This window comes from Streptomyces crystallinus, assembly GCF_039521265.1.
Taxonomy (GTDB): Bacteria; Actinomycetota; Actinomycetes; order Streptomycetales; family Streptomycetaceae; genus Streptomyces; species Streptomyces crystallinus.
Genome location: NZ_BAAACA010000009.1, coordinates 173732 through 198578 on the forward strand (window position 1 = coordinate 173732; position 24847 = coordinate 198578).

At 72.0% G+C, this 24847-nt stretch carries 28 protein-coding genes; 18 read left to right on the forward strand and 10 right to left on the reverse strand.

What is annotated here, in order from left to right; all coding sequences use genetic code 11:
- Positions 1 to 54 precede the first annotated feature (54 nt).
- Complete coding sequence (locus ABD236_RS07950; RefSeq protein WP_344071719.1) at positions 55 to 2898, forward strand: AAA family ATPase; 2844 nt, start codon at positions 55 to 57, stop codon at positions 2896 to 2898.
- A gap of 23 nt (positions 2899 to 2921) precedes the next feature.
- Here ABD236_RS07950 and ABD236_RS07955 read toward each other — a convergent pair whose 3' ends face one another.
- Positions 2922 to 4070, reverse strand: a complete 1149-nt coding sequence (locus tag ABD236_RS07955) for a winged helix DNA-binding domain-containing protein (RefSeq protein ID WP_344071721.1) — start codon at positions 4068 to 4070, stop codon at positions 2922 to 2924.
- A gap of 107 nt (positions 4071 to 4177) precedes the next feature.
- Between ABD236_RS07955 and ABD236_RS07960 the strand changes: the two genes are divergently transcribed.
- From ABD236_RS07960 to ABD236_RS07985, 6 genes are all read left to right on the forward strand, one after another.
- Positions 4178 to 4585 carry a DnaJ family domain-containing protein gene (locus ABD236_RS07960; RefSeq protein ID WP_344071723.1) on the forward strand — a complete coding sequence of 136 codons (408 nt, stop codon included), beginning with the start codon at positions 4178 to 4180 and terminating at the stop codon, positions 4583 to 4585.
- Between the two features lie 179 nt (positions 4586 to 4764).
- Entirely contained in the window at positions 4765 to 4980 is a 216-nt protein-coding gene (locus tag ABD236_RS07965) for a hypothetical protein (protein ID WP_344071725.1), read from the forward strand.
- A 19-nt stretch (positions 4981 to 4999) separates the two neighbouring features.
- Positions 5000 to 5467, forward strand: a complete 468-nt coding sequence (locus ABD236_RS07970) for a hypothetical protein (protein WP_344071727.1) — start codon at positions 5000 to 5002, stop codon at positions 5465 to 5467.
- 158 nt (positions 5468 to 5625) lie between these two features.
- Positions 5626 to 6309 (forward strand): response regulator transcription factor, encoded by a 684-nt coding sequence (locus ABD236_RS07975; protein WP_344071729.1) that lies wholly within the window; start codon positions 5626 to 5628, stop codon positions 6307 to 6309.
- The gene (locus ABD236_RS07980) at positions 6306 to 7481 is read left to right on the forward strand and encodes a sensor histidine kinase (protein ID WP_344071731.1); all 1176 of its coding nucleotides are present in this window, start codon (positions 6306 to 6308) and stop codon (positions 7479 to 7481) included. The genes ABD236_RS07975 and ABD236_RS07980 overlap by 4 nt, the downstream gene beginning before the upstream one ends.
- A gap of 47 nt (positions 7482 to 7528) precedes the next feature.
- On the forward strand, positions 7529 to 8113 hold the full coding sequence (locus tag ABD236_RS07985) for a TerD family protein (RefSeq protein ID WP_344071733.1): 585 nt from the start codon (positions 7529 to 7531) through the stop codon (positions 8111 to 8113).
- Positions 8114 to 8222: 109 nt separating this feature from the next.
- Here ABD236_RS07985 and ABD236_RS07990 read toward each other — a convergent pair whose 3' ends face one another.
- Positions 8223 to 9173 carry an SMP-30/gluconolactonase/LRE family protein gene (locus tag ABD236_RS07990; RefSeq protein ID WP_344071735.1) on the reverse strand — a complete coding sequence of 317 codons (951 nt, stop codon included), beginning with the start codon at positions 9171 to 9173 and terminating at the stop codon, positions 8223 to 8225.
- 107 nt (positions 9174 to 9280) lie between these two features.
- Here ABD236_RS07990 and ABD236_RS07995 point away from each other — a divergent pair, with 107 nt between their 5' ends.
- On the forward strand, positions 9281 to 9742 hold the full coding sequence (locus ABD236_RS07995) for an Lrp/AsnC family transcriptional regulator (protein ID WP_344071737.1): 462 nt from the start codon (positions 9281 to 9283) through the stop codon (positions 9740 to 9742).
- Between the two features lie 20 nt (positions 9743 to 9762).
- On the opposite strand, the gene ABD236_RS08000 is transcribed toward ABD236_RS07995, so the two are convergent.
- Positions 9763 to 10191, reverse strand: coding sequence for a MarR family winged helix-turn-helix transcriptional regulator (locus ABD236_RS08000; protein ID WP_344071739.1), 429 nt, complete (start codon positions 10189 to 10191; stop codon positions 9763 to 9765).
- A gap of 128 nt (positions 10192 to 10319) precedes the next feature.
- On the opposite strand from ABD236_RS08000, the gene ABD236_RS08005 reads away from it, so the two are divergent.
- Complete coding sequence (locus ABD236_RS08005) at positions 10320 to 11204, forward strand: MBL fold metallo-hydrolase (RefSeq protein WP_344071741.1); 885 nt, start codon at positions 10320 to 10322, stop codon at positions 11202 to 11204.
- Positions 11205 to 11315: 111 nt separating this feature from the next.
- Here ABD236_RS08005 and ABD236_RS08010 read toward each other — a convergent pair whose 3' ends face one another.
- Positions 11316 to 11657 (reverse strand): hypothetical protein, encoded by a 342-nt coding sequence (locus ABD236_RS08010; protein ID WP_344071743.1) that lies wholly within the window; start codon positions 11655 to 11657, stop codon positions 11316 to 11318.
- A gap of 521 nt (positions 11658 to 12178) precedes the next feature.
- On the opposite strand from ABD236_RS08010, the gene ABD236_RS08015 reads away from it, so the two are divergent.
- From ABD236_RS08015 to ABD236_RS08040, 6 genes are all read left to right on the forward strand, one after another.
- Positions 12179 to 12571 carry a hypothetical protein gene (locus ABD236_RS08015; protein WP_344071745.1) on the forward strand — a complete coding sequence of 131 codons (393 nt, stop codon included), beginning with the start codon at positions 12179 to 12181 and terminating at the stop codon, positions 12569 to 12571.
- A complete protein-coding gene (locus ABD236_RS08020) occupies positions 12568 to 13362 on the forward strand; it encodes a transcriptional regulator (protein ID WP_344071747.1) in 795 nt (264 codons plus the stop codon). Before ABD236_RS08015 ends, ABD236_RS08020 begins: the two co-directional genes overlap by 4 nt.
- A gap of 38 nt (positions 13363 to 13400) precedes the next feature.
- A complete protein-coding gene (locus ABD236_RS08025; RefSeq protein WP_344071749.1) occupies positions 13401 to 13790 on the forward strand; it encodes a roadblock/LC7 domain-containing protein in 390 nt (129 codons plus the stop codon).
- Between the two features lie 74 nt (positions 13791 to 13864).
- Positions 13865 to 14239: a hypothetical protein gene (locus ABD236_RS08030; protein ID WP_344071751.1), complete on the forward strand. Its 375-nt coding sequence runs from the start codon at positions 13865 to 13867 to the stop codon at positions 14237 to 14239.
- Positions 14240 to 14451: 212 nt separating this feature from the next.
- Entirely contained in the window at positions 14452 to 15123 is a 672-nt protein-coding gene (locus tag ABD236_RS08035; protein ID WP_344071753.1) for a hemerythrin domain-containing protein, read from the forward strand.
- Between the two features lie 73 nt (positions 15124 to 15196).
- Complete coding sequence (locus ABD236_RS08040) at positions 15197 to 16069, forward strand: SDR family NAD(P)-dependent oxidoreductase (protein WP_344071755.1); 873 nt, start codon at positions 15197 to 15199, stop codon at positions 16067 to 16069.
- A gap of 5 nt (positions 16070 to 16074) precedes the next feature.
- Here the strand turns inward: ABD236_RS08040 and ABD236_RS08045 are convergent, their stop codons facing one another.
- Entirely contained in the window at positions 16075 to 17892 is a 1818-nt protein-coding gene (locus ABD236_RS08045; RefSeq protein WP_344071757.1) for an ABC transporter ATP-binding protein, read from the reverse strand.
- Between the two features lie 124 nt (positions 17893 to 18016).
- Positions 18017 to 18250, reverse strand: coding sequence for a hypothetical protein (locus ABD236_RS08050; RefSeq protein ID WP_344071759.1), 234 nt, complete (start codon positions 18248 to 18250; stop codon positions 18017 to 18019).
- Positions 18251 to 18401: 151 nt separating this feature from the next.
- Here ABD236_RS08050 and ABD236_RS08055 point away from each other — a divergent pair, with 151 nt between their 5' ends.
- On the forward strand, positions 18402 to 18872 hold the full coding sequence (locus ABD236_RS08055) for a flavin reductase family protein (protein ID WP_344071761.1): 471 nt from the start codon (positions 18402 to 18404) through the stop codon (positions 18870 to 18872).
- Between the two features lie 36 nt (positions 18873 to 18908).
- On the opposite strand, the gene ABD236_RS08060 is transcribed toward ABD236_RS08055, so the two are convergent.
- Positions 18909 to 19940, reverse strand: coding sequence for a C40 family peptidase (locus ABD236_RS08060; RefSeq protein ID WP_344071763.1), 1032 nt, complete (start codon positions 19938 to 19940; stop codon positions 18909 to 18911).
- A 332-nt stretch (positions 19941 to 20272) separates the two neighbouring features.
- Positions 20273 to 20821 carry a DUF1062 domain-containing protein gene (locus tag ABD236_RS08065; RefSeq protein ID WP_344071765.1) on the reverse strand — a complete coding sequence of 183 codons (549 nt, stop codon included), beginning with the start codon at positions 20819 to 20821 and terminating at the stop codon, positions 20273 to 20275.
- Between the two features lie 420 nt (positions 20822 to 21241).
- Between ABD236_RS08065 and ABD236_RS08070 the strand changes: the two genes are divergently transcribed.
- Positions 21242 to 22345, forward strand: a complete 1104-nt coding sequence (locus ABD236_RS08070; RefSeq protein ID WP_344072251.1) for a serine hydrolase domain-containing protein — start codon at positions 21242 to 21244, stop codon at positions 22343 to 22345.
- Positions 22346 to 22372: 27 nt separating this feature from the next.
- On the opposite strand, the gene ABD236_RS08075 is transcribed toward ABD236_RS08070, so the two are convergent.
- Together ABD236_RS08075 and ABD236_RS08080 are read right to left on the reverse strand one after the other, a co-directional pair.
- The gene (locus tag ABD236_RS08075; RefSeq protein WP_344071767.1) at positions 22373 to 22813 is read right to left on the reverse strand and encodes a protein-tyrosine phosphatase family protein; all 441 of its coding nucleotides are present in this window, start codon (positions 22811 to 22813) and stop codon (positions 22373 to 22375) included.
- A gap of 117 nt (positions 22814 to 22930) precedes the next feature.
- Entirely contained in the window at positions 22931 to 23776 is an 846-nt protein-coding gene (locus tag ABD236_RS08080; protein ID WP_344071769.1) for an oxidoreductase, read from the reverse strand.
- A gap of 107 nt (positions 23777 to 23883) precedes the next feature.
- On the opposite strand from ABD236_RS08080, the gene ABD236_RS08085 reads away from it, so the two are divergent.
- Positions 23884 to 24816: a LysR family transcriptional regulator gene (locus ABD236_RS08085; RefSeq protein ID WP_344071772.1), complete on the forward strand. Its 933-nt coding sequence runs from the start codon at positions 23884 to 23886 to the stop codon at positions 24814 to 24816.
- Positions 24817 to 24847 lie beyond the last annotated feature (31 nt).

Here is a 24847-nt window from a genome sequence, read left to right on the forward strand (position 1 = left end):
GACCGGCCTTTTCGCCTCTTCCTACAAGGGAAGCACCGGACGCTGGAGGCACCGATGGGCGGACCGCTCCGCGAACGCGACCGCGCCCAGGCGCTGATCGCGGCGCAGACCGAGCGTGCCCGGGCCGGGTCCGGTGGGCTGGTCGTGCTGCGCGGCGCCACGGGCACCGGCCGGACCGCCGTACTGGACGCGGCCGCCGAACACGCCGGGGAACGCGGTCTGCGGGTGCTGCGGGTGCGCTGCTCGGCGCAGGACAGAGCCGTCCCGCTAGCGACGGTGCGGCATCTGCTCGCGCCCGTCGCGGAGTTCACCCGTCCGGTGCCCGACGGGGACGACCGTGTCGACGCGGCCCGGCTGTGGCAGCTGCTGCGCGGCTACGCGGCCGAGGGGCCGCTCCTGCTGGCGGTGGACGACGTCCAGCTGGCCGACGACGCCTCCTGCGGCTGGCTGCGCGAGGCGGCCCGGCGCCTCGACGGGTTACCCGTCCTGGTGGTGGTCACCGAGCGCAGCCAGTACGACGTCGAGCCCGGGCCCGGCGGTCTCACCCAGGCGCTGCCGCCCTCCCTCGTCCACGCCCACACCCTCGCCCCGCTCGGCGAGGAGGCGGCGACCGACCTGGTCCGAGAGGCCTTTCCGGCGGCCGACGCGCGGTGGACGGCCGCCTGTGTCCGCGCCGGCGCGGGCAGCCCGCTGCTGCTGCACGCGCTCCTCGAAGACCTGGGCGCCACCCCGGGGCACGAACCCCGCGCGGCCGGCGAACGCCCGCCTCTGCCCGAGACCTGCGCCGCCCTGTACCCCGGGTCCTATCCGGCGGCCGTGTCCTGGTGGCTGCACAGTGCCGGCCCCGCCACGGCCGAAGTCGCCCGCTGCCTGGCGGCACTGGAGCAGGCATGGCCTCCCGAGCCGGTCGCGCCCGGCGCGGACGGCGCGAGCGGACAGGTCGGCCCGGTCCACCTCCTGGCCGAGGCCACGGGCGCCGACCCCGTCCGGATCGAGGGCTGGCTCACCGCGATGACCGGGCTCGGCCTGCTGCGCCCCGACAGCGACGGCCGTCCCCGCTATACGCATCCGCTGCTGCGCGACGCGGTGCTCACCGGCTGGCCCGAGACCAGCCGGCAGGCGGCGCACCGGGCGGCGGCGCAGGCGATGCGGCGCCGGGGCGAGCGGGCCGAGGCGGTCGCCCGGCACCTGCTGCGGGTGCCCGGCGGCGAGCTGCCCTGGGCGGTGCGCATCCTGCGGGACGCGGTGACGGTCGCCGTGCACGACGCCCGCCTCGCGGACGCCGTGCGCTATCTGCGCCGGGCGCTGGAGGAGCCGCTTCCCGACGGTTTGCGCCAGCGGCTGCTGACCGAACTGGGTTCCCTGCACCACGCGTCGGCCGACGCCGCGGCGGCCATCGCGCGCCTCGCGGAGGCCCACCACCTGGCGGCCGAGCCGCGCAACCGGGTGCGCACCGCCGTCGCCCTGGGCACCGCCCTGGTCAGCCGGGGCGAGATCCGTACGGCCATGGAGGTCCTGCGCCGCACCGAGGGACAGCTCTCCGCCCACCCGGATCTGGCCCGTACCGTACAGACCGCGACCGCGCTGCTGTGCGACGGGGACACCGAGGCGCGCCAGCGCGTCTACCGGCACCTGTGCGAGGCGGCGCAGTACTCCCCGGAGCTGGTGGGCACCGCCGGGCAGGCCCTGCTCGTGCGGTACGCGGCGACGGCGTCGGCGATCTCGGCCCGGGAGGCGATGGCCCGGATACGGGACCTGCTCGCCCGGCCCACCGACCCGCTCGCCGAGCCGTTCCTGCTGGGGACGGCCGCCGCCGTGGCCCAGTGGGCCGACGAACTCGACGAGGCGGACCGGCTCGTCGACCACGGCCTGGCCGCACAGCACCCCCTGCTGCTGCACCCGATGCGGCACGCCCTGCTCAACACCCGCGCGGACATCGCGGCGGCCCGGGGCGACGCCACGTATCTGCTCGCCACCCACTTCGACCCCGTCGCGTCGGACCGCCCCCGTACACCGCCGTCCAACCAGGACGCCGGCGCCCTGCTGGCGCTCGTCCACACCGGCCGTATCGAGGAGGGGCAGCGGTTCGCCGCCGCGTTCGACCTGCACGCGCCGCACGAGAACTTCGAGCTCAACCGGTTCCTGTACGCGCGGGGCGCGCTGCGGGCCACCGCCGGCGACCCGGCGGGCGCGCTGCACGACTTCCTGGAGTGCGGGCGCCGCCAGTCCGCCCGCGATGTGCTCAGCCCGGTCGTCACCCCGTGGCGGACGGCGGCGGCGCAGTGCCGCCTGGCGCTGGGCGGCGGCCGGGACGCGCTGGCGCTGGCGACGGAGGAGCTGCGGCTGGCCAGGGTGTGGAACACCCCGCGCACGGTGGGCCGCGCCCTGCGGGTGCTGGGCGCGGCCACCGGGGGGCGGCGCGGTCTGGAGCTGGCGGAGGAGGCGGTGGCGACCCTGCGGCAGGGGTCGGCCGACACCGGCATGGAGCTGGTCCGCGCCCTGCTGGCGCAGGGCCGCCAGCTCCATGCCGCCGGTGAGAGCAGCCACGCCCGCGACTGTCTGCGCGAGGCGGCCGAACTCGCCGAGGGCAGGGGCGCGGTGAGCATGGTCACCCAGGCCGGACACGCCCTGCGCCTGAGCGGCGCACGGCACCCGGCGGCCGGCCACACCGGCCCCGGAGCGCTGACCGGCAGCGAGCGCCGCATCGCCGAACTGGCCGCCGACGGCCTGACCAACACCGAGATCGCGGATCTGCTGCATCTGGCGCGCCGCACTGTGGAGACCCACTTGACCAGCACCTACCGGAAGCTGCGGATACGACGCAGGGCGGAGCTGGCCGAGGCGCTGGAACAGGACGGGGAGCGGCCCTCAGCGCGCGAGGTGTGCGCGTCCACGTAGGTCCCGCTCGCTGCCGGGTCCGGTCAGTCGCCGGTGAGCAGCCGGGTCTCGGCGGCGGGCACGCCCTTGGTCCACCAGTGGTCGTAGCGGGCGTAGGCGCGCGGGTCGCGGGCGGTGAGGAAGGCGAGGAGGGACCGCGCCTCGGCTGCCAGCTCCTGCCAGACGTGCCCCGGCAGCGGGTGGAAGGCCCCGGCCTCGACACCGCCGTCGGTGACCCGCCACACTCCGGCGACCTGCCCGTCGACCAGCAGCGTGGGCAGCACGTCGCCGTTCACCCGCGTCACCTGCTTGCGGTACGCGGGCGGGATCACGCGGCTGCGGTCGGCGTAGGCCAGCAGGACGCTGTCCCACATCGCCATCAGCCGGGGCGGCGCGGGCGTGTCCTCGTCCGGCCGGGGCGCGCCGGGAAGGTCGTACAGGAGGGTGCCCCCGGGGCCCTCCAGCTGTTCCAGCTCGTCCGCGAGCAACGTGACGGCCGCCTTGATCCGGGGCCGGTGGACCAGTGCGAACTGCGCCATGTCGGCGGCCGAGGCCGGTCCGAAGCCCGCCAGATAGCGCAGGATGAGGTCTCGCAGCCCCTCGTCGGCCGCCTGTGGCTCCCCCAGGGCGGGCCGTCGCGCGGACGCGACGTAGGAGAGGCGGTTGGTGAACGACCAGGGCCCGCCCGTCGGCGCGTGCCACAGCGGCGCGTACTGCCGGAGCATCCGCTGCGCCCCGATCTCCAGGGGCCGGCCGAGGCGCTGCTCGAACCACTCCCCCAACTCGGCGCTGCCGCGCGGCCGGTCGGCGTAGCTCAGCAGGCCCGCGACCAGCGCGTCGGCGTCGTCGCCGGTGAGCCCGGACGCACGGAAGCGGGCGTCGCCGAGACGGGAGGAGCGCAGCGTCGGTTCCATGGCCTCGCGAAAGCCGCGGTAGTCCTCGACCTCGACCATGTGCAGGGTGAGCCGCATCAGGGTCGCCTTCACGATACGGCGGTCGGCCAGCGCCGCGTCGAGCTCCGCCGGGTCGAAGCCGCGCACCCGGTTCCAGAGCGCGACGTAGGGCGAGGCGGGCTGCTGGGCCTGGAGGGCGACCACGCGGCGCACCGCCTCCACGGCGCCGACCGGCTCGCGGCGGAGCAGCAACTGCCGGGCGAGCGTGGCACGGTTGAGGGCGCGCGCGGAGATCACCATGCGGGGATTCTCCCGTACACCGGCCCCCGGGGCCCGCTCCCCCGGCCGCCGTCCGGTTAGGGTGGGGAGTGTCGGTGTCGTTTCCTTTCACGGGGAGAGTGGGTCCGGTGACACAGCGCAAACCCGCGGGAATGAGCGTCGAGACCTGGGTGGACCGGCAGATCCGTGAGGCGCAGGAGCGCGGCGAGTTCGCCGAGCTGCCGGGCCTCGGCAAACCACTGCCCGACGCCTCCGCGCCGTACGACGAGATGTGGTGGATCCGCCAGAAGATGGCCCGCGAGGGTGTCACCGCGCTGCTGCCGCCCGCCCTGGCGCTCCGCAAGGAGATCGAGGACGTGCTGGCCGCGGTGGCCGAGGCGCCGTCCGAGCGCGTGGTGCGCGCGCTTCTGGAGCCGGTCAACGACAAGATCAAAGCCATGCTCCGGCAGCCGCCTCCCGGACCGCCGCTGGGCAGGAAGCCGATCGACGTCGACGAGGCCGTACGGGAGTGGCGCGAGGCACGCCGCGAAGCGTGACGCCGGGGCGGCGCGTCCCGGCACCGGTCACGGCAACCCGGCATCCTTCACCGCAAGGCAGCCGTGGCCAAAAAGTGACGCCCCAAAACGGCTTCCCCGAAAGGGAGTTGGTGCATACCGTCGCCTCTGTCAGTCGTGACGACAACCAGTCGTGCCGACCACGTTCAGGGAGGGACAGTATGAACCACACCATACGGACGGCCGCCGCCACCGCGGCGCTCGTCACCGGACTCCTCGCCGCCGCGGGCACCGCCCACGCGGCCGAACGCATCGATGCCCAGCACCTGTCCGCACACCTCGACAAGGCGATCGCCGCCGAGCAGGCCAACGGCGAGACCACCGGCGGCCCGATCCTGGGGGTCTACCTCAGCAGCCCCGACACCGTCGACTCCTGACCGGCCGCGGGCGCGCACCGTGGACAACCCGCAGGAAGACCGCGTCACCTGGTGCCCCAGTGGGGAGGCACACCGTCCGGAATCCGTCGTTCTGGGCGTCCGATCAGGAGAGAACGGCCACGTCGTCTATCTGGCCGAGCCGGTACCGGCAGCTCAGGTGCTGCCGGCCATCCCCGAGGGCATCGCGCCCCACCGGGTACTCCGGTTCGCCTCGCACTGCGTGTCCGGCTGCGCCAACCGGGTCGACGACGCCTGCGGCCTGATCGAGCGCATCCAGACCCTGCCGTCACCCGGCACCACGGCAGCGGTGCCCCGGTGCCATCTGCGTCCCCACTGCAAGTGGTGGAACCAGGCAGGGGTGGACGCCTGCCACCGCTGCCCCGCTATCACCACACTCAACTCCCCCGACGACGAGCTCGCCGTACTCGTCGCGGACCCCTCCACCACGACAGAGCAGTTGCGCGACTGGATCGCCGCGGCCGAATAGCGCACGACTAGCGCACGACGGCCGCGCCCACCGGAGCACGAAGCCGGCCGCGGGGGCTCCGCGACCGGCGAACTCCCGCCGGGCAGAGAGACCTTGAGGGGTGCCGAGGATCCTTCAGTAGCCCTCGACTCCCCTGCTCCATACGGCATCGTGTGGGCATGCGCATACTGGTGGTCGAAGACGACGAGCGGTTGGCGGAGTTGCTGCGCCGGGGGTTGTCCGGTGACGGGTTCGCGGTGGATGTGGCCCACGACGGGCCGTGCGGGCTCGACTTCGCGCTCGGCAACGACTACGACGTGATCGTGCTGGACGTCCTGCTGCCCGGACTCAACGGGTTCCGTCTCTGCGCCCGGCTGCGGGAGGCCGGCGTATGGACGCCGGTGCTGATGCTGACCGCCAAGGACGGCGAGTACGACGAGGCCGAGGGGCTGGACACCGGCGCCGACGACTACGTCACCAAGCCCTTCTCCTATGTCGCCCTGGTGGCCCGGCTGCGGGCCCTGGTCCGGCGTGGGCGGCGGGAGCGGCCCGCGGTCATCCACGTCGGCGACCTGGAGATCGACCCGGCCGCCCGGCGCTGCCGACGCGCCGGGACCGTACTCGACCTGACCGCGCGGGAGTTCGCGGTGCTGGAGTACCTGGCCCTGCGCCACGGCGAGGTCGTGACCAAGACCGAGGTGCTGGAACACGTGTGGGACCAGGCCTTCGACGGTGACGTCAACATCGTCGAGGTGTATGTCTCCGCCCTGCGGCGAAAGATCGACACCCCCTTCGGCCGCCGCACCATCCACACCGTCCGCGGGGCCGGATACCGCCTCGACCACGGCAGGACACCCGAATGACCCGCCCGGACCTGTCCCAACTGGTGCGCCCCACCACCGTACGCGCCCGGCTGACGCGGCGAGCCGCCGGTATCTCGGCACTCGGCACGGTCATCGTCCTGGGTCTCGTGACCGTGTTCAGCGCCCATGAATTCGGCACCTCCAAGGATGCGAGCGACAGCAAGGGGGCGGCGAGCCAGGACGGGGTGGACTCCCGGCTCCTGGAGGTGTGCCGGGGCCTCGGGCTCATCGGCTCCGACGGCACCCGAGCGCACCCGGCGATCTCCGGCCGGATCTGGCTGTGGGCGATCGCCGTGGTCACCGTGGTGGCGGCGGGCACCTGCTGGTTCGCGCTCGGTAGCGTGCTGCGGCCGGTGGAGGAAGCCCGCAGCTACTTCTCCCTGCTCGTCTCGGACGCGTCCACACACCGTCTCCCGGTCCCCCGCGACGGCGACGAGCTCACCGGCCTCGTCGAGACGATGAACTCCGGCCTGCACCGGCTCCAGACCACCGTGGAGCAGCAGCGGCGCTTCGTCGCCGACGCCTCCCACGAACTGCGCAACCCCCTGGCGGCCCTCCAGGCCGAACTCGAGATCGCCCTGTCCCGCCCGGAGGAAGCCGACTGGCCGGAAGTGGTGCGGGCCGCCCTCGGCGACACCCGCCGCCTCCAGCACCTCACCGAGGACCTCCTGCTGCTGGCCCGTCTCGACCTCGACAAACCCTCCGGGCAACAGCGGATGGAGAACGTGGATCTGACGGACCTCGTACGGGAGGAGGCCGCCCGTCGGCACCCGCCCGCCCGGGTGACCCTCGACCTCGACGTCGTCCCCCGGCCACTGGTCGTCCGCGGCCACCCGGCCCTGCTCGCCCGCGTCCTCGGCAACCTCCTCGACAACGCCGAACGGCACGCCACCAGCCGCGTCACCGTCCGCCTGCGGCACGACGCGGAGGAACGCCAGGCCGTCCTGGAGGTCCTGGACGACGGCCCCGGCATCCCGCCCGCCGACCGCGACCGGGTCTTCGAACGCTTCACCCGCCTCGACACCGCGCGCACCCGCCACACCGGCGGCACCGGCCTCGGCCTCGCCATCGCCCGCCGTATCACCGCCCTCCACCAGGGCACCCTCACCGTCACCCCCACCGGTAAAGGAGCCCACCTGACCACCCGCCTGCCCCAACCGTCGAGGCGTTAGGCACACTTTGCCTGTTGTAGTCCGTTACCGAAGAGGATGAGCCACGCATGATCACGCTTACGAAGGAATCCGGCCCGGCGGACCTGGACGGAGTGACCCATCTGTCCATCGGGGTGTCCTGGGACCCGACGGCCGGAAGCAGCGGCGGCGTTGTCGGTATGCTCCGCCGCAAGTCGGGCACCGACCTGGACCTGATCGCCGTCGCCATGCAGGGCTCGGACCCGGTGCGCCTCGCGGGCCTCGACTCGCTGGACCCCATGGGCAACGGCTCGCTGGTGCACAGCGGTGACAACCAGACCGGGCGCGGGGACGGCGACGACGAGACCGTCACGGTCGAGTTCGCGCGCATCCCGGACCAGATCACCTCGGTGGTGTTCGTCGCCGCCGCGTTCAAGAAGGGCAGCTCCTTCCAGAAGGCCCGCAACATCAGCTTCAAGGTCTACGACGCGACCGGCGGCAGCTCCCAGCAGGTCGCCGACATCTGGCCGAGCCTGCTCACCCAGGACAACGGCTGCGCCGTGGCCAAGGCCATGCGGGTCGGCAACAGCTGGAAGCTGGAGGTCATCAACGTGACAGGGAAGATAAAGCAGGGCGACGAGCACGCCCTGATGCGCTTCGCCATCAGCAAGTAGCCCGCCCCCGCACCCGGGCCGCGGGTCGGGTACGCGGGTCGGCGCACGCGCCTCTGGCTGTCGCCGGTGCACCCGGCACCTGCGACAGCCGAGGGCCGGCGCGCACGTACTACCCGTCCAGCCAGGGGCGGCGGCCCGGCCCCGTGGGGTGGGTGCCGGTGACGGCCATGACCACCGAGTAGAGGCTGGTCTCCGCGGCGATGAAGAGGCGGTTGCGCTTGGCGCCGCCCCAGGAGATGTTGGCGACCACCTCGGGGACGACGAGCCGTCCGATCAGGGTGCCGTCGGGGTCGTAGCAGTGCACCCCGTCAGCCATGGCGGCGGCCCAGAGCCGGCCGTCGTCGTCGAAGCGGAGGTTGTCGAAGCGGGCGTTCTCCCTGGCCCCCGCCTCGGCGAAGACGTCGCCGTCCGACAGCGTGCCGTCGTCGCGTACGTCGAAGACGCGGATACGGCCCGCGCGGGTGTCGGAGACGAACAGCCGCCGCTCGTCGGGCGAGAAGACCAGCCCGTTCGGCGCGCCGAAGCCGTCGGCGACCAGCCGCACTTCGCCGGTGACCGGATCGATGCGGTAGACGTTGTTGGACCCGATCTCGCTCTGGGCGCGATAGCCCTCGTAGTCGCTGGTGATACCGAAGTCCGGGTCGGAGAACCAGATCGAGCCGTCGGACTTGACCGCCGCGTCGTTCGGGCTGTTCAGGCGCTTGCCCTGCCAGCGGTCCGCCAGCACGGTGAGGGTGCCGTCGTGTTCGGTACGGGTCACCCGGCGGTTGCCCTGCTCACAGGTGATCAGCCGGCCCTCGCGGTCGAGGGTGTTGCCGTTGGTGTGCCCCGCCGAGCGGCGGAAGACGCTCACGGCACCGGTCTCCTCGTCCCAGCGCAGCATCCGGTCGTTGGGGATGTCGCTCCAGACGACCTGTCGCCAGGCGGGCACGTAGACCGGCCCCTCGGCCCAGCGGCACCCGGTGTACAGGACCTCCAGGGCCTCGTCCCCGTTCATACAGCGTCCGGTGCGGAACCGCTCGTCGAACATCTCGTACAGCCCAGGTCGCTCGCCGCTCATGGGGCTCTCCCTCTCCTGAATGCCACCCATACCGAAGGTCGTTCGGCCTGCTGTGCACATTGCAGGATGAGCTATGGTCAGCACAAGGAAACTCCGAACGGAGAGTTGTGGATCACATAGACCGCGCCCTGCTGGCCCGGCTCCAGCAGGACGCCACCCAGTCCTACGCCACTCTCGGCCAGGCCGTGGGCCTGTCCGCCGGTGCCGCGCACGAGCGGGTGCGCAAGCTGCGCGAGCGCGGCGCCATCCGGCGCACCACCATCGAGGTGGATCCGGCCGCGGTGGGCAGCGCCGTCCTGGCCTACGTGATGGTGGAGTCGTCCTCGTGGATGGGCGATTCGGCACCGGCCTTCGCCGCGCTCCCCGAAGTGCTGGAGGCACATGTCATCGCCGGCAGCGCCTCGGTGCTGGTGAAGGTGAGGACCGCGACGACCGAGCAGCTCCAGGACGTGCTCCGCCGGATCTACGCCATCGACGGCGTCAGCGGGACCCAGGCCACGGTGGTGCTGGAGACGTTCTTCGAGCGGCCGCTGTCACCCCAGGAGAGCGGGGCCGACGGCCACCTGTAGGAGAGCGGGCCGTCCTCGGCTCACGCCGAGGTCAGGGCCCGTTCCAGCAGCCCGTGGAGCACACCCTGCTCCTGCGGGGTGAGGCCGGACAGCGGGGAGCCCACGGCGAGCAGGCCGAGGAGGCGTTCGCGCAGCGCGGTGCCCTCGGCGGTGAGGACGAGGTGCTTGGCGCGGCGGTCGGTGGGGTGCGGGTGGCGCTCGATCAGCCCCTGCTTCTCCAGTTTGTCGACGACGAACGTGGTGTTGGAGGGCTCGCAGCTCATACGTTCCGCGAGATCCCGCATGGTCATGGGCCCGGTCATCTCCCGCAGCGCCGTCGCCTGCGAGGCGGTGAGCCCCAGCGTGGCGGCACACTCCCGGACGTGCTCGGCGACCCGCTGGGCCAGCCCGCTCACCAGACCGCACAGCTGTCGCTCCGCGATGGCCTGCTGGTCGGGGGGCGTCGTCATGGCCCCACCCTAGCAACTCCATCAAGCCAATATATTTACAGCTTGAATGATTCCAACTTGATGCTTATGGTGGGCGTCGCCGCCGCGGGACCCGCGGTGGCCTGACGAGGACTCACGGGAGAGCATTCATGGCTGACTTGACGGCGGACCAGGGCGTACGACTGCGCCGGCCTTCGGGTATCCGCTCGATATGGCTGGGCGACACCAAGGTGTCGTACGTTCCGGACGGCGATGTACGGCTGCGGCCGCTGGAGCTCCTCAAGGACACCACCGACGAGGTGTGGGCGGCGCACCCCGAGTATCTGGACGCCACCGGCCATCTGGTGGGAAGCGTGGGCGCGCTGCTGGTCGAGCACGGCGAGCGCGCGCTGCTCATCGACACGGGCTTCGGCCCGCAGACACTCGAAGCCCCCGAGGGCCCGCTCGGCGTGATCCAGGGCGGCGCGCTGCCGGACAGCCTCGCCGCTCTCGGCCGCGCGCCCCAGGACATCGAAGCGGTGGCCTTCACCCACCTCCACGCCGACCACCTCGGCTGGGCCTGCCACCCGGCCCCCGGCGAGAAGCAGCCCCTGCTCGCCCACGCCGACTACCTGATCTCCGAGCCGGAGTGGGCCGGGCGCGACCTCCTGGAGGCGCAGGGCATGGGCGACCAGGTCGCGGCCCTCGCCCCGCGCGTACGGACGATCGCGGACGGGCAGGAGATCTTCCCGGGCGTACGGGTGCGGATCACCCCGGGGCACACCGTCGGGCACGCCGAGTACGTCATCACCGGAGGTGGACGGCGCCTGATCGCCTTCGGCGACGCCGTCCACTCGCCGATCCAGATCGACCACCCCGACTGGTCCTCGGGCTTCGACCACGACGGCGACAGGACGGCCGAACACCGCCGCCGCCTGGTCGCCGAGTTGGCGGAACCCGCCACCTTCGGCTTCGGCGTGCACTTCGCGGACGTGGTGTTCGGCCGGGTCGAGCAGGGCGGGACCGGCCCGGCCTGGCGGCCCGTGGACGCCTGACCCGACTCTCACGGGTCGGCCCAGCCCTTCACGGCTCTGGCCGTCAGCTGGTGAGGGGGCGGGGGGCGGATTCCACGTCGGCCGGCGCGGGCGTGTCCGGCGCAGTCGCGTCTAGCGCAGTCGTGTGCAGTGGGTGCCGACGTACGTGTTTCCCTCCGCCACCCTCAGCTGCTGGGCGAAGGTGCTGGCGGGGCTGACGAAGAAATAGACCGGCGGGTCGTTCAGGCACCACCAGGTCTGCCGGCTGGACTCGTCCATCAAGGTGACGACCGTGGCCTCGTCAGAGGGAAGTTGCCGATTGCATTGAATGCCGACCGTGGTGAAGGAACCACCTTTGCCGATCTGGCAGGTGGTGTGCGACGTGGCGCTCGCGGGGGCCGCGGCGGTAAGGGTGAGACCGGCCACGGACAGGGTGGCGATGCCGATGGAAGCCAATAGGCGGGTTGCCTTCATGGCTTACCCTCCTCCTTCTCTCTCGTCGAGTAGGGATGTCGCTCTGCCGCGCACTCTGTCAGCCGGTGCGCGAAAGCCGCCAGTTGGATCAGCCCTATGGGGTGCTGTATCGGCCATTCGACCTTGGCGGATACGGCTTCCGGAAAATGGCCGGGAGTGCGAAGTTGGTGTGAACCTGGTCATCGTTGCTATGGAATTACTTGCGATATTCACCTCACCGTCGAGTAACCAGCCGAGTAACCAATGGGAGATGCACTCGAGCGGTATCCGAGAGCAAATTCGCGCGGCCGCCCATGCCTCGAAGAGCGCACTCCAGCTCTGTCGGGAGCGGCGGTCGGCGACTCCACCTGGGTGAGGCCCCGCAAACGGCGGGCACCCTAGCCAATCGCCCGCATGTTCCGCTGGAAAATGCCAGAACTTCCCCTGGTGGGCGACACGCTGCGTAACCTCTCGTCACCTCAGGCCGCGCCGGGCACCACGCGCGGAGCCCGTCCACGGCGGCGTCAGGGAGGAAGTCGCGCGTGCTTGGAATCGACGAGTGTCTGCTGGAGACCATGGGGTTACCCGGCGTGCGGGGCGCGGCGGTGGTCGACTGGACCAGCGGGCTGGCGCTGGGAACCATCGGCGACTCACCCTGCGGTGACCATGAGACGACGGCCGCGGAGGCCGCCGAGTTCGCCCGTACGGCGGCCGAGCATCCCGCCTTCGTGGCGGGTGAGGTGGATCCGGCCGGGCCGCTGCCGGTCGAGGACGTGCTCGTCACCGCGCACACCGGCTACCACCTCCTGCGGTTCGTCGAGACGACGTTCGACAGCAGCCTCTTCCTGTATCTGTGGCTCGACCGCGACCAGGGCAACCTGGCCATGGCCCGGCTGCGCCTGCGTGACCTGGCCCAGCGGCTGGTCCTCGGATGACGGCGGCCGATGACACCTGCGACCCCGTACTCGTCTCGCCCATGCTGGTACGGCTCGTGGCCGAGCGGGCCACCGGCGCGCTGCTGCGCGACACGGGCACGCTCTACCTCGTGGACGGCCAGGTGGTCCACGCCGAGAGCCCCGCAGCACCCGGCCTGGAGGTGCTGCTCACCGCGAGCGGTCGCATGCGCCCGGAGGCCTGGCGGCGGGCCGTGGACCGGGCCGGGGCGCGCGGCGCGGTCGGGCGCTATCTCGTCGACAGCGGCGAAGTCACCGGCGGAGAGCTGGAGTTGTGCCACCTCGGCGCGGTCCACGACGCCGCCTTCTTCGCACTCGCCCCCGGCAAGGGACCCACCCGCTTCCGCTACGGCGCCCTGCACTGGATCGGCCCGGTACGGCCCGTCGCCGCCCGGGCTCTGGCCCGGGAGGCCACCCGCCGCAGGGAGCTGCTCGACCGGATCTGGCCGCACCCGGAGGTCGACACCGCACCCGTCGTTCCGGTACCGGACCGCCCGGGTCTGCCGGTCACCGTCCGCCAACGGGCCCTGCTCGGGGCCGCCGACGGCTTTCGCACCCCGGGTGTCATCGCCCGGCTGCTGGGCCGCCCCGCCTTTCACACCCTGGTGGACGTCCGCAGGCTCGCGGCGCTCGGCGCGGTCGAGACACCCCTTGCCCCCGCTCCTCGGGAGACCGTGCCCGACTGGCTCGCGCGGGCGTCCGAGCAGGCGGCACACCCGTCGGACGAAGCCCTGCTCCGCAGAGTGCGGGACGCCCTGGAGGCCATGCCGTGATCCGCGCCCTGCGCCAGCGCGCCGAAAGGAGACAGCTGATGACGGCCGAGGCGGAGATCCTCGCCGAACTGCGCCGACTGCGCACCCGCCTGCCGCAGATCACCGGCGCCCTGACCGCCAGCGTCGACGGCCTCGTCCTCGCCCAGGACGCCGTGGAGGACGCCGAGTCGGTCGCGGCGCTGACCGCCGCCGCCCTCGGCGTCGCCCAGCGGCTCACCCACACCACGGGCCGCGGCGCCTTCCGCGAGCTCCTGCTCCAGGGCGAGGACGGCTACGCCGCCACGTACGCGGCGGGGTCCGCCGCCGTGCTCACCCTGCTCGCTCAGCCCCGTACCAACGTCGGCCGTCTGCACCTGGAAGCCCGCCGGGCCGGAGCCCGCATCGGCGAACTGGTCGACGGCGCACTCGAACGGCTGGAGACCTCATGACCAGCACCGGACCCCGGGCCGCCCGGCCCCGGAACTCGACACCCCACACCCACCGGAAAGGAAGTGCGAACCCCATGGGCAACACCGAAACCGCGCTCAAGGAAGCCATGACGTCCATCGAGGGCACGATCGGCGTGGCACTCGTCGACTACAGCAGCGGTATGGCCCTCGGCACCCTGGGCGGCGGCAAGGACCTGGACCTGTCGGTGGCCGCCGCCGGAAACACCGACGTGGTCCGCGCCAAGGTGCGGACCATGGAACTCCTGGGCCTCAAGGACGAGATCGAGGACATCCTCATCACCCTCGGCGGGCAGTACCACCTGATCCGGCTGCTCAAGAGCCGCGGCCACACCGGACTGTTCCTCTATCTGGCCCTGGACAAGAGCCGGGCCAACCTCGCGATGGCCCGGCACCAACTGCGCCGGGTGGAGGACACGCTGGAGGTGTGAGCCCGTTCCGTACGGGCAGGACGTGCCGGGTCCGAGGCGGGGCCCGGCACGTCCGTCTGCCGTGATAACCGCTGGGTTATCGATCACCCCACGAAGAGTGCGTTGATCCTCGGGCGGCGCCACAGGAAGGTGGAGGCTGCTCGCGCAGTCCTGAACTGCGCGTTCACGCCTGCCGTGGACTCGGCCTGCCTGCCGCGAGGAGACAGACCCCCGTGAACGACCGCCTCGACATGACCGTGATGTACGCGATGCACAACGCCCTGCGCCGGGAGCTGCGGCACATCGCCCGGATCACCGCCCGCTGGGACCCCGACCTCCGGCGGACCCTGGCGGGCGCTCCGGGCTGGGAGCTGTTCGGAACGGCCCTGCGCGCCCACCACGGCGCCGAGGACGACGCCCTGTGGCCGGCGCTGCGCCAGGCGCTGGAGGGCCGCCCGTACGACCTGACGCGGCTGGAGGCGATCGAGGCCGAGCACGCCGTGATCGCCCGGCTCGTCGGGACCGTCGACGACGCCCTGGAGGACCCCGGAACGGGCCCGGACTTCCTCGCCGAACTCGCCCACTCGCTGGTCACCGGCCTCGCCGGGCACCTGGCCCACGAGGAGGACGCCGTGTTCCCGCTGGTCCAGGCCGTGGTGAGCCAACCGCAGTGGGAGCACTTCGGACGGGCCCACGCCCAGCGGCTCGCTCCGCACGCGTCGCAGCTCCTGCCCTGGCTGCTGACCGGCGCCGACGAACACACGACGGCGGTGGTCCTGGCCCAACTGCCGAAGCCGGTCCGCCGGGCCTACACCTACCAGTGGCAGCCCACGTACGCGGTCCTCGACCGCTGGAACACCCGGTCCGCCATGACCGGCGCCCTTCGGCAGTCCACTCACCAGTAACTCCCCTGTATAGCTCACCACTTGACCATCTCCACCCCGCACCACTTCACCTCTCACGACAGGAGCAACCCCCATGCCCACCACCACAGGAAGCAACGGCCGGGTCTGGTTCGTCACGGGCGCCAGCCGTGGGCTGGGCCACGCGTTCGCCGAGGCCGCGCTGGCCGCCGGTGACCGGGTGGCGGTCGCCGCGCGTACCGCCGGGCCGCTGGAGGCGCTGGCGGCCGCGCACCCGGGGCGGGTGCTGCCGCTCCGTATGGACGTGACCGACCGCGCCGCCGTGTTCGCGGCCGTCGCCGAGGCCGTGGGGCACTTCGGACGGCTGGACGTGGTCGTCAACAACGCGGGCATCCTGTCGATGGGCATGGTCGAGGAGTTCAGCGAGGCCGAGGCCCGGGCCCAGATGGACGTCAACTTCTTCGGCACCCTGTGGGTGGCGCAGGCGGTACTGCCCGTCCTGCGCGCACAGCGCTCCGGGCACATCGTTCAGGTCTCCAGCATCAGCGCTCTGGGCGGCTTCCCGAGTACGGGGCTCTACAGCGCCAGCAAGTTCGCGCTGGAGGGGGTGAGCGAAGCGCTCGCCATGGAGGCGGCCGCATTCGGGGTGAAGGTGAGCATCGTCCAGCCCGGCGGCTACTGGACCGACCTCTACCAGGACATGCGCACGACGAGCGCCCTCGACGCGTACACCCCGCTGCGCGAGGCGCTGGAGCGGCAGTTCGCCGAGGGGTCGGTGGACAGCGACCCCGAACTCGCCGCCCAGGCACTCCTCACGCTGGTGGACAGCGACGAGCCGCCGCTGCGCCTGCTGCTGGGGAGCATGGTCTACGACCTCGCCTTCGACATCGCGCGCAAGCGTATGGAGACGTGGGCCGCGTGGGAGGACGTCAGCCGCGCCGCGGAGCACGCGATCGCCCACCCCGGACCGCAGGTGTCGGCGGCCTGACGCGGTCAGCGCCGGTCGGCCGCGGCGGGGCTGTCGTCGAGGAAGCCGCCCGACTGGTGCTGCCACAGCTTGGCGTAGGCACCGCCCGAGGCGAGGAGCTTGTGGTGGGTGCCCTGTTCGACGATCCGGCCGCGGTCGAGGACGACCAGCCGGTCCATGGTCGCGACGGTGCTCAGCCGGTGTGCCACCACAAGCGCCGTACGCCCCTCCATCAGCCGCCACAGCGCGTCCTGGACGAGGATCTCGCTCTCGGAGTCCAGCGCGCTGGTCGCCTCGTCGAGCAGCAGGATCGGGGCGTCACGCAGGATCGCCCGCGCGAGTGCGACGCGCTGGCGCTGGCCGCCGGAGAGCTTCACCCCGCGCTCGCCCACCATGGTGTCGAAGCCGTCGGGCAGCGCGTCGGCGAACTCGGTGACATGCGCCGCCTCGGCGGCCCGGCGGATCTCGGCGTCGGTGGCGGACGGCCGGGCGAAGGCTATGTTGTCCCGCAGCGAGCGGTGGAACATCGCCGGGTCCTGCGGTACGTACGCCATCAGCCCGCGCAGTTCGCCCTGGCGCAGCCTGCTGATGTCCCGGCCGCCGACCAGGATCCGCCCGCCGTCGACGTCGGTCATCCGCAGCAGGAGCCGGGTCAGTGTGGTCTTGCCGCCGCCGGACCGGCCGACGAGGCCGATCTTCGTGCCGTGGGGGACCGCCAGGTCGAGGCCCTCGAAGAGCGGCCGCGCGCCCGCGTGGGCGAAGGTCACCGCTTCGAACCGCACCTCGCCCGCCTTGGCAGGCAGGGGTTCGGGCGATGGCGGGTCGAGGACGGTCGGCGGCTCCAGGAGCAGTTCGGTGAACTGCGCGGCCTCCGTCATCGAGCTCTCCAGACGGCGGTAGATCTGGTTGAACTCGAACATGATCCGTGTGGCGTTGGCGTAGTAGGTGAAGGCGACGATGACCGCCTCGACGCCGTGCTCTCCCCCGCCGAGACCGACGGCGAGGAACAGGCCCAGCACATTGGTGAGTACGGACATGGGGGCGACCAGGGTGTCGATGCGCAGATTGCCGTAGTCCCACGACCGCAGGGTCAGCCGCCTGGACTCGGCGACACGGGCGCGGTGTTCGGCGGCCTCGCGCTCCTCGGCGGCGAACGACCTGACCGTGTCCATGTTCATCAGACTGTCGGCGACATGGCCCGACACCCGGGCGATGGCCTGTTCCCGCTGGGCGACCAGGGCCTGGCGGCGCCGGATCAGGGGTGCCACGCACACCGCGGTGAGCAGGATCAGCGTGAGCAGCCCGACCACGAGCAGCGGGTCGTACTGCCACAGCACCACCGACGCGAACGCCAGCGGGACGAAGCTGCCCACCACGTTGAACGTCAGCGTGTCCACGCAGTCCTCGAAGCGGGTGGCGAAGCTGAGGACGCGTTTGGTCAGCGACCCGGCGAAGTTGTCGTGGAAGAACGCGGCGTCCTTGGCGAACAGCTCGTCCATGCCGATCACATACAGGTGCTCGACACCGCGGGCGTCCAGGCGGTTCAGACAGTGCAGTCCGATGCGCCACAGCCCCTCGGCGAGCAGCAGGACCGCCGCGAAGCCGAGGACGTACGGCACCATCGGGCCGATGCCGACGGTGCCGCCCTCCCCGGCGATACGGGCGACGAGCTTGGCGACGACCAGCGGCGCGATGTACTGGATGCCGATGTTGCCGAGCGCCGGCAGCAGCATCGCGGGTACGGTCAGCCTTCGGAGCCGGGCCAGTTCGCGCCCGTAATGACGCAGTGCGAGGAGCACCGAACCCTTGCTCGGTAAGCCCTCGCGCGATTCAGGTGATCCCATCCCCAACCCTGTGCTCTCGGACCGGCAGGTGAGCACACGAGTGTCCCGCGCGGGCGGGGGTGCGGTCCACGCGTTTTCCTGCCGGGCTCGGGCGGTGCGCGGAGCACCCGCGCCGCGCGCGGCACTAGCCGCGCAGGAACCCGTCCCCGTGCGCGGCAATGTGCGCTTCCAGCGCGCTGAGTGCCTGCTGCGTGGCGGCCGCGCTGCCCGAGGAGTGCCGTTCGGCGTAGTACGCCGCGCCGAGCTGCTTCAACAGGTCGTTTCCCGCGCGTTGCGCTTGGACCTCGTCCACCTTCTGCTTGCCCTGGTTGAGGGCGGACTGGGCCTGCTCCTTGGCCCGGTCGAGGAATCCCGGCATGGCAACCTCCACGTTTGGTGTACGGCCATTGTGCGTGCTCGGGCGGGCCTGCCGGGGCAGGGCTCGCCGCCGTGGTGCATGTCGGGGGGAGAAGATCGCGGCGCCCGGCCCGTATCCTCGACCGACGACCCGGATCCGAGGAGGCCTTCAGGTGGGTTTCGACTACTTCACCGCGCTGATCGACTCTCCCGTCTACGTGGTGACCGCCTCGGCGGGCGGACGGCGAGCCGGGTGTCTGGTGGGTTTCGCCAGTCAGTGCTCGCTGGAACCCGAGCGGTTCGTCGTGTGGCTCTCCACCGCCAACCACACCTATCTGGTGGCCCGGCAGGCCGCGGTCCTGGGCGTGCATCTGCTGCCGCAGGACCACGATCTGGCGGAACGGTTCGGTGCGCGGTGCGGGGCCGAGACGGACAAGTTCGACGGTGTCGACTGGACCGAGGGCCCGGGCGGGACTCCCCTGCTGACCGACGCCGTGGCCTCGTTCACCGGGGAGATCCTCGACCGGTTCGACGGCGGCGACCACATCGGCTTCCTGCTGGCCCCGCTCAGCGTCCGGGCGCACGACGGCACACCGCTGTCCCTGCACCAGACGCTCGACATCGACGCCGGGCACCCCGCCTGACCCGCCCGGCAGGCCGGCCCGCCCGTCCCCCGGTGGTCAGATCCTGCGGGCGCCGTAGAAGCTGCCGAGGTAGCTCATCTTCTCGTAGCGGACCGAGGCACCGGGCTTCGGGGCGTGCAGCACCATGCCGTTGCCCGCGTAGAACCCGACGTGCTGGAGGTTGTTGAAGAAGACCAGGTCGCCGGGGGCCAGCTGGCTGAAGCTGACGGCGCTGCCGTCGTTGATCTGCGTGTACGTGACCCGGGATATGTGGACGTTCACCTGGGCGAAGGCCCACTGGGTCAGACCCGAGCAGTCGTAGGAGTCGGGGCCTTCGTGGCCGGACTGGTACGGCTTGCCGATCTGGGTGGCGGCGGCCTGGAGGGCGGCGTAGCCGCGCCCGGAGGCCGGCTTCTCGTTGCCCAGGTTGACGCGCTCGCCGGCGCCACGGCTGGCCCGGCTGTCGTCCTCCTGCTGGATCTTGGCGCGCTCGGCGGCGGTGAGCGTGTTCAGGAGCTTCTGCGCCTCGGCGAGCTTGCCCTGGAACGCGCGCTTCTTCTCACCGGCCGTCTTGCGGACGTCCGCGAGGGCGGCGAGTTTGCGGGTGGCCTCGGCACGCTTCTGCGCCAGCGCCCGCTGCTTGTTCTGGATGTTGTCCAGGGCTTCCGCCTGCTTGGCGCCCAACTGGTCGATCGCGGAGGCCTTGTCGAGGAAGCTGTCCGGGTCGGCGGAGAGGAAGAGCGCGACGGACGGGTCTATGCCGCCCGAGCGGTACTGGGCGCTGGCGAGCGCACCGATGCCGTTGCGCAGCACATTGAGCTCGGCCTGGCCGCGGGCCACCTGGTCCTGGAGCGCCGTCACCTCCTTCTGGAGGGCGGTCTGCCTCTCGTTGGCCCCGTTGTACTCCTCGGTGGCCTTCTCCGCCTGGTCGTAGAGGTCGTCGACCTTCGACTTCACCTCGTCCTTGCTCGGCTTGGCAGGCGCGGCGTTGGCGGCCTGGGCGCTGAGCGCGACCGCGGCGGCGGCCGTGGCGGTGAGCATGGTGACGCGCGCGCGGCTCGGATTCCTGGGACGACGGTGGGACCCCACGGAGGGCAGCTCCTTCTTCCTCAGAGCCGCCGAACTACGCAGACATGGCGGCCCCTTCGCCGGCACCCCGAGTGGGTGAACGATCGAGCGAAGGTTCAGAACATGACCTTAGTGACCAAGTTGTGATCGGTTCAAATCCTCGTGCGAAAAATCTGGATCACGAAGCACACTTTTCACACACCTCGCGCACGCGGTACGAGGGGTGTCGCCGTGGGTCACAACGGAACTGCGCAGCAGCGGGGTTGACGGGCGGGACCGACAGGACGGATGTCAGGAGGGTCGGGGCCTGCCCGGCGGATCTCGCCGGGCAGGCCCCGACCCTTCGAAGGGGCTCAGCGCTTGAGCGTGAAGGTGAAGTCGCCGGAGAGCTTCCCGCTCAGCCGGACCGCCGCGACGATCTTCCCTTCCCCGATCAGCCTCTCGACCTCGGCCCGTGACAGACCGCAGCCCTCGGCGATGAGCCGCACCGGCCGGACGGGGATCGGCGCCGCGAAGCGGACACAGACGTCGATCACCTCGCGGTCGAGGTGGTCCGCACCGCCGGTGTCGAGGCGCCAGGCGCCCTTCCAGTCGAGGGCGATGCGGTTGCGGCGCCGTACGACCGGGTCCTGGAGCAGTTCGGCCGCCAGGCCGGGGTCGTTGTCGTGCATCCGGTCCAGCAGCTCGGGCCGTACGGAACGTACGTTCATCCGCTCCCAGACCGTGAGCTTCGTGGTGTCCCCGCAGCCGGTGCACAGCGCGAGGAGCCAGGCGTCGATGAGCTTGTGGTTGGCGTTGACGCGAAACTTTCCGGTGGTCCGGAAACGCTCGGACGCGCAGGTGTGGCAACGGCGCACCACGAGGGGCAGGCAGGTCGGAACGACCACCCAGTTTTCGAGCACAGAAATACACCGATTTCAGCGAGAAGTCCGCAGCAAAAAGCAGCGCGGCACGCAGGCGCGACGCGCGACCAATCAGCACTCGGGAGGTCTCACAGGGTGTACAACGGCACGTCCTAGCCTGGACAACTGGGTTCGACGCCACGGTAACGGCCGGCGGCGGCCGCATTCCACTGGTTTTCCCGGCACCACGGTGACCGGTGGGGCGGACCGGCCCTCCAGGCTCGGCAACCTGCCCGCCACCAGGGGGTCAGCCCCACCCAGGGCTGTACGGGTAGCAGGATCGCCCCGCGCGGCCGCGTCCCGGGAGGGTGGGGACCAGCACACCGCCCCTTCCCAGCGATCCCCCGGAGTTGTCCCGTGCGTGAGCAGTCATGGCAGAGGTTCCGTCCTTCCGAGCGGCGGGGCGGCCGGCGCCCAGCGGTGTCGGCCGTGGTCGCGGTCGCCGCGGGCGCCCTGACCATGGGCGCTCTGATGCCCGCGTCCTCCGCCGCGGCCCGGCCCGACACCGTCCAGCAGGGCCTGAACGCGCTGGTGGACTCCGACGGGCTGCCCGCCGCGCTGGCGAGCGTCGGGGGCGCGGACGGCCGCACCCGCACGTACACCGCCGGGGTGGGCGACCTGGCCACCGGGTCGAAGGTGCCCAGGGACGGCCAGGTGCGGATCGGCAGCAACACCAAGACGTTCACCTCGGTGGTCGTGCTGCAACTGGTCGCGGAGGGGAAGGTCCGACTGGAGGCTCCCGTCGACACCTATCTGCCCGGGCTGGTACGCGGCAAGGGAATCGACGGACGCCACATCACCGTCCGCCACCTGCTGCAACAGACGAGCGGCCTGCCGGACTACCTCGGACACCTCGACGAGGACGTGCGGTACTACGACCCGTACGAGCTCCTCGGCCTCGCTCTCCGGCAGCAGGCCCACTTCGAGCCGGGGAAGCAGTGGGAGTACAGCAACACGAACTACGTGCTGGCGGGTCTGATCGCCCAGCGGGTCACCGGCCGCCCGCTCGCCGCGGAGATGGACCGGCGGATCATCAAACACCTCGATCTGCGCCACACCTACTTCCCCGCCCCGGGTGAGACCGGCATCCGCGAGCCCCACCCCCATGGCTACTACCGGGACACGGCGAGCCAACCCCTGGGTGACGTCACGGAGATGGACCCCTCGTGGGCGTGGGCGGCGGGCCAGCTGGTCTCCACCAACAGCGACCTCAACCGGTTCTTCACCGCACTCCTCGACGGCCGTCTCCTCCCCGCGGCCCAACTCGCCCAGATGCGGGCGACGGTCCCCGCCGGAGCCCCCTTCGCCTCCGGGGCACGCTACGGTCTGGGTCTCGTCAGCACCCCGCTGTCGTGCGGTGGCGTGTACTGGGGTCACGGCGGCAGCTTCCCGGGGTACGAGACGCGGGGCGGCGTCACCGAGGACGGCCGCCGCGCCGCCGACGTCGCGGTGACCGTGCAGCAGTCCGACAAGGCGCCCATGAAGCACGTGGAGAGCGTCGTGGACTCGGCCCTCTGCTCCTGAAGGAGACCGGCCGCCCGCCGGTGGGCCTCAGCGGCTGAACCGGTGTACGTACCGGCGCTGCCAGGGCGTCTCCACGGCGTGGCGGTCGTAGGCGCGCCGTACGTAGGCCACCGCCTCCTCGGTGGGCACCCCGTCCAGAACCGCCAGGCAGGCCAGCGCGGTGCCCGTGCGGCCCCGGCCGCCGCCGCAGGCGATCTCCACGCGTTCGTCCTCCGCGCGCTCCCACGCCTCGCGGAGCACCTCGGCGGCTCGCGCGCGGTCGCTGGGCAGGCGGAAGTCGGGCCAGCGCAGCCAGGTCGACGGCCAGGGGACTTCCGGAGGGTGCTTGCCGAGGAGATACACCGCGTACGAGGGGGTAGGGCCGTCCGGGAGGGGGCGGCGCAGCGCACGGCCTCGTACCAGACGGCCGGAGGGCAGCCGAAGGACCCCTGGACCGGCGGGGTTCCAGCGCTCTTGGCTCGTGGTCACCTCGACACGGTAACGGCCCCCGCCCGCCCTCGGCTCGTCCTCGCGTCGACGCGGTAACGGCCCCCGCTCTCTTCGGCTCGTCCTCACCTCGACACCGTGACGGCCCCGCCCGGGGGTTCACTCCGTGTCGAAGTCCGTCCCCCGGGACACCTTCTCCCACGCGGTGAGTTCGGCCCGTACGGAGTCCAGGTGGGCGGTGAGGAAGTCGACCGCGTCGCCGCCGAGGGCGAGGCGCAGCGGGGTCTTCTCGGCGTCCAGCGCCAGCCGGATCGCGGCCGCCGCCTTCGCCGGGTCGCCGGGCTGCTCGCCGCCACTGCCGCGCACCAGCTGCCGGGTGGGTCCGACCTTCTCCGCGTACGCTGGGTGCTCCGCGGAGAAGTAGGCGGCGCCCTTGCCGAACAGGTTGGTCCGGAACGCGCCCGGCTCCACGATCAGCACCTTGACGCCGAACGGCGTCACCTCGTCGGCGAGGGCCTCCGACAGCTGCTCGAGCGCCGCCTTCGTCGCGCTGTAGGCGGAGAACCCGGCGAACGACAGCTGTCCGCCGAAGCTGCTGATGTTCACGACCGCGCCGCTCCGCCGCTCCCTCATCTGCGGCAGCAGCGCCCGGGTCAGCCGGGCCGGGCCGAACACGTGCAGCTCGAAGAGGTCGCGCAGCTCCTGGTCGGTGGTCTCCTCGAAGGCTCCCACCTGGGTGCGGCCGGCGTTGTTCACCAGCACGTCGACCCTGCCGTAGCGGGCCAGGACGTCCGCGGCCACCTCGTCGACGCGCTCGCCGTCGGTGACGTCCATGCCGATCGCCTCGACGCGGTCGGGGTGGGCGGCGACCAGGTCGTCCAGCGCCCGGGTCCGCCGGGCCGTGCCGACCACGGTGTCCCCGGCGGCCAGCGCGGCCTCGGTGATGGCCCGCCCGAAACCGCTGCTCGCGCCGGTGACCAGCCAGACCTTGGCGTTCTCGCTCATTCTTCCGCTCCCTCGTTCACCGCCGTCCGGGGCCTCCCCGTCGACGGCTCCCATCCTTCGTCGGCGACCGGGGGCAGGTCCAAGACCTGTTGTGATAGCCATGGGTTATGGATGTCCACGGTCGCGATCTGCGCTACTTCGCCGCGGTCGCCGAGGAGTTGAGCTTCACCCGGGCCGCCGAGAAGCTGTTCGTCTCCCAGCCCGCGCTGAGCAAGCAGATACGGATGCTGGAGAGGCAGCTCGGCGCGGAGCTGTTCCACCGGGACCGGCGCGGTGTGCGGTTGACCCCGGTGGGACAGGCGCTGCTCCCGTACGCCCATGAGGTGGCGGCCCTGTGGCGGAACGCCGAGGCGGCGGTGGAGGAGGCGAAGGCCGCCGACCGCAGCACCTTGGTGATCGGTATGTCCACCAGCCCGGGCCGGGGCCTGCTGCCCGCGCTGCGGGCTCGCCTGGTCGCCGGACATCCGGGGGTACGGCCCGTGCTGCGCCAGGTCAACTGGGCCGATCCCACGGCCGGGCTGGCGGACGGCACCAGCGATGTGGCCTTCGTCTGGCTGCCGCTGCCGGACGGCGGCCGCTACCGGCATGCCGTGGTGGCCCGCGAGCCCCGGCTGGTCGCACTTCCGGACGGTCACCCCCTAGCGGCGCGCGCCGCCAGCGACCCCGAGGGAAAGGTGGACTTCACCGACCTTCTGGACGAGCCCTTCCTCGCCCTTCCCGCGCAGGCCGGCCCGTTGCGGGACTACTGGCTCGCCCTCGACGCCCGCGACGGGCGCCGGCCCCGCATCGGCGGGGTGGTGGCCAGCGCCGAGGAGACCCACGAGGCGGTGGCGAGCGGCCAGGGGGTCGCGCTGCTGGCGGCCGGGAACGCCCCCCTGGTCGCCCGGGACGAGGTGCTCGCCGTCCCGGTGCGGGGCATCTCCCCGTCCCAACTGGCCGTGGCCGCCCGCCAGGACGACCGCCGGCCCCTGGTGCTCGCCTACCTGTCCGCTGCCCGCGAGGTCGGCGCCACCACGGGGGCAGCGGCGCCGCCCGCGTGAGCGGCGCCTCCGCGCCCTGCCCGTGCGCTCT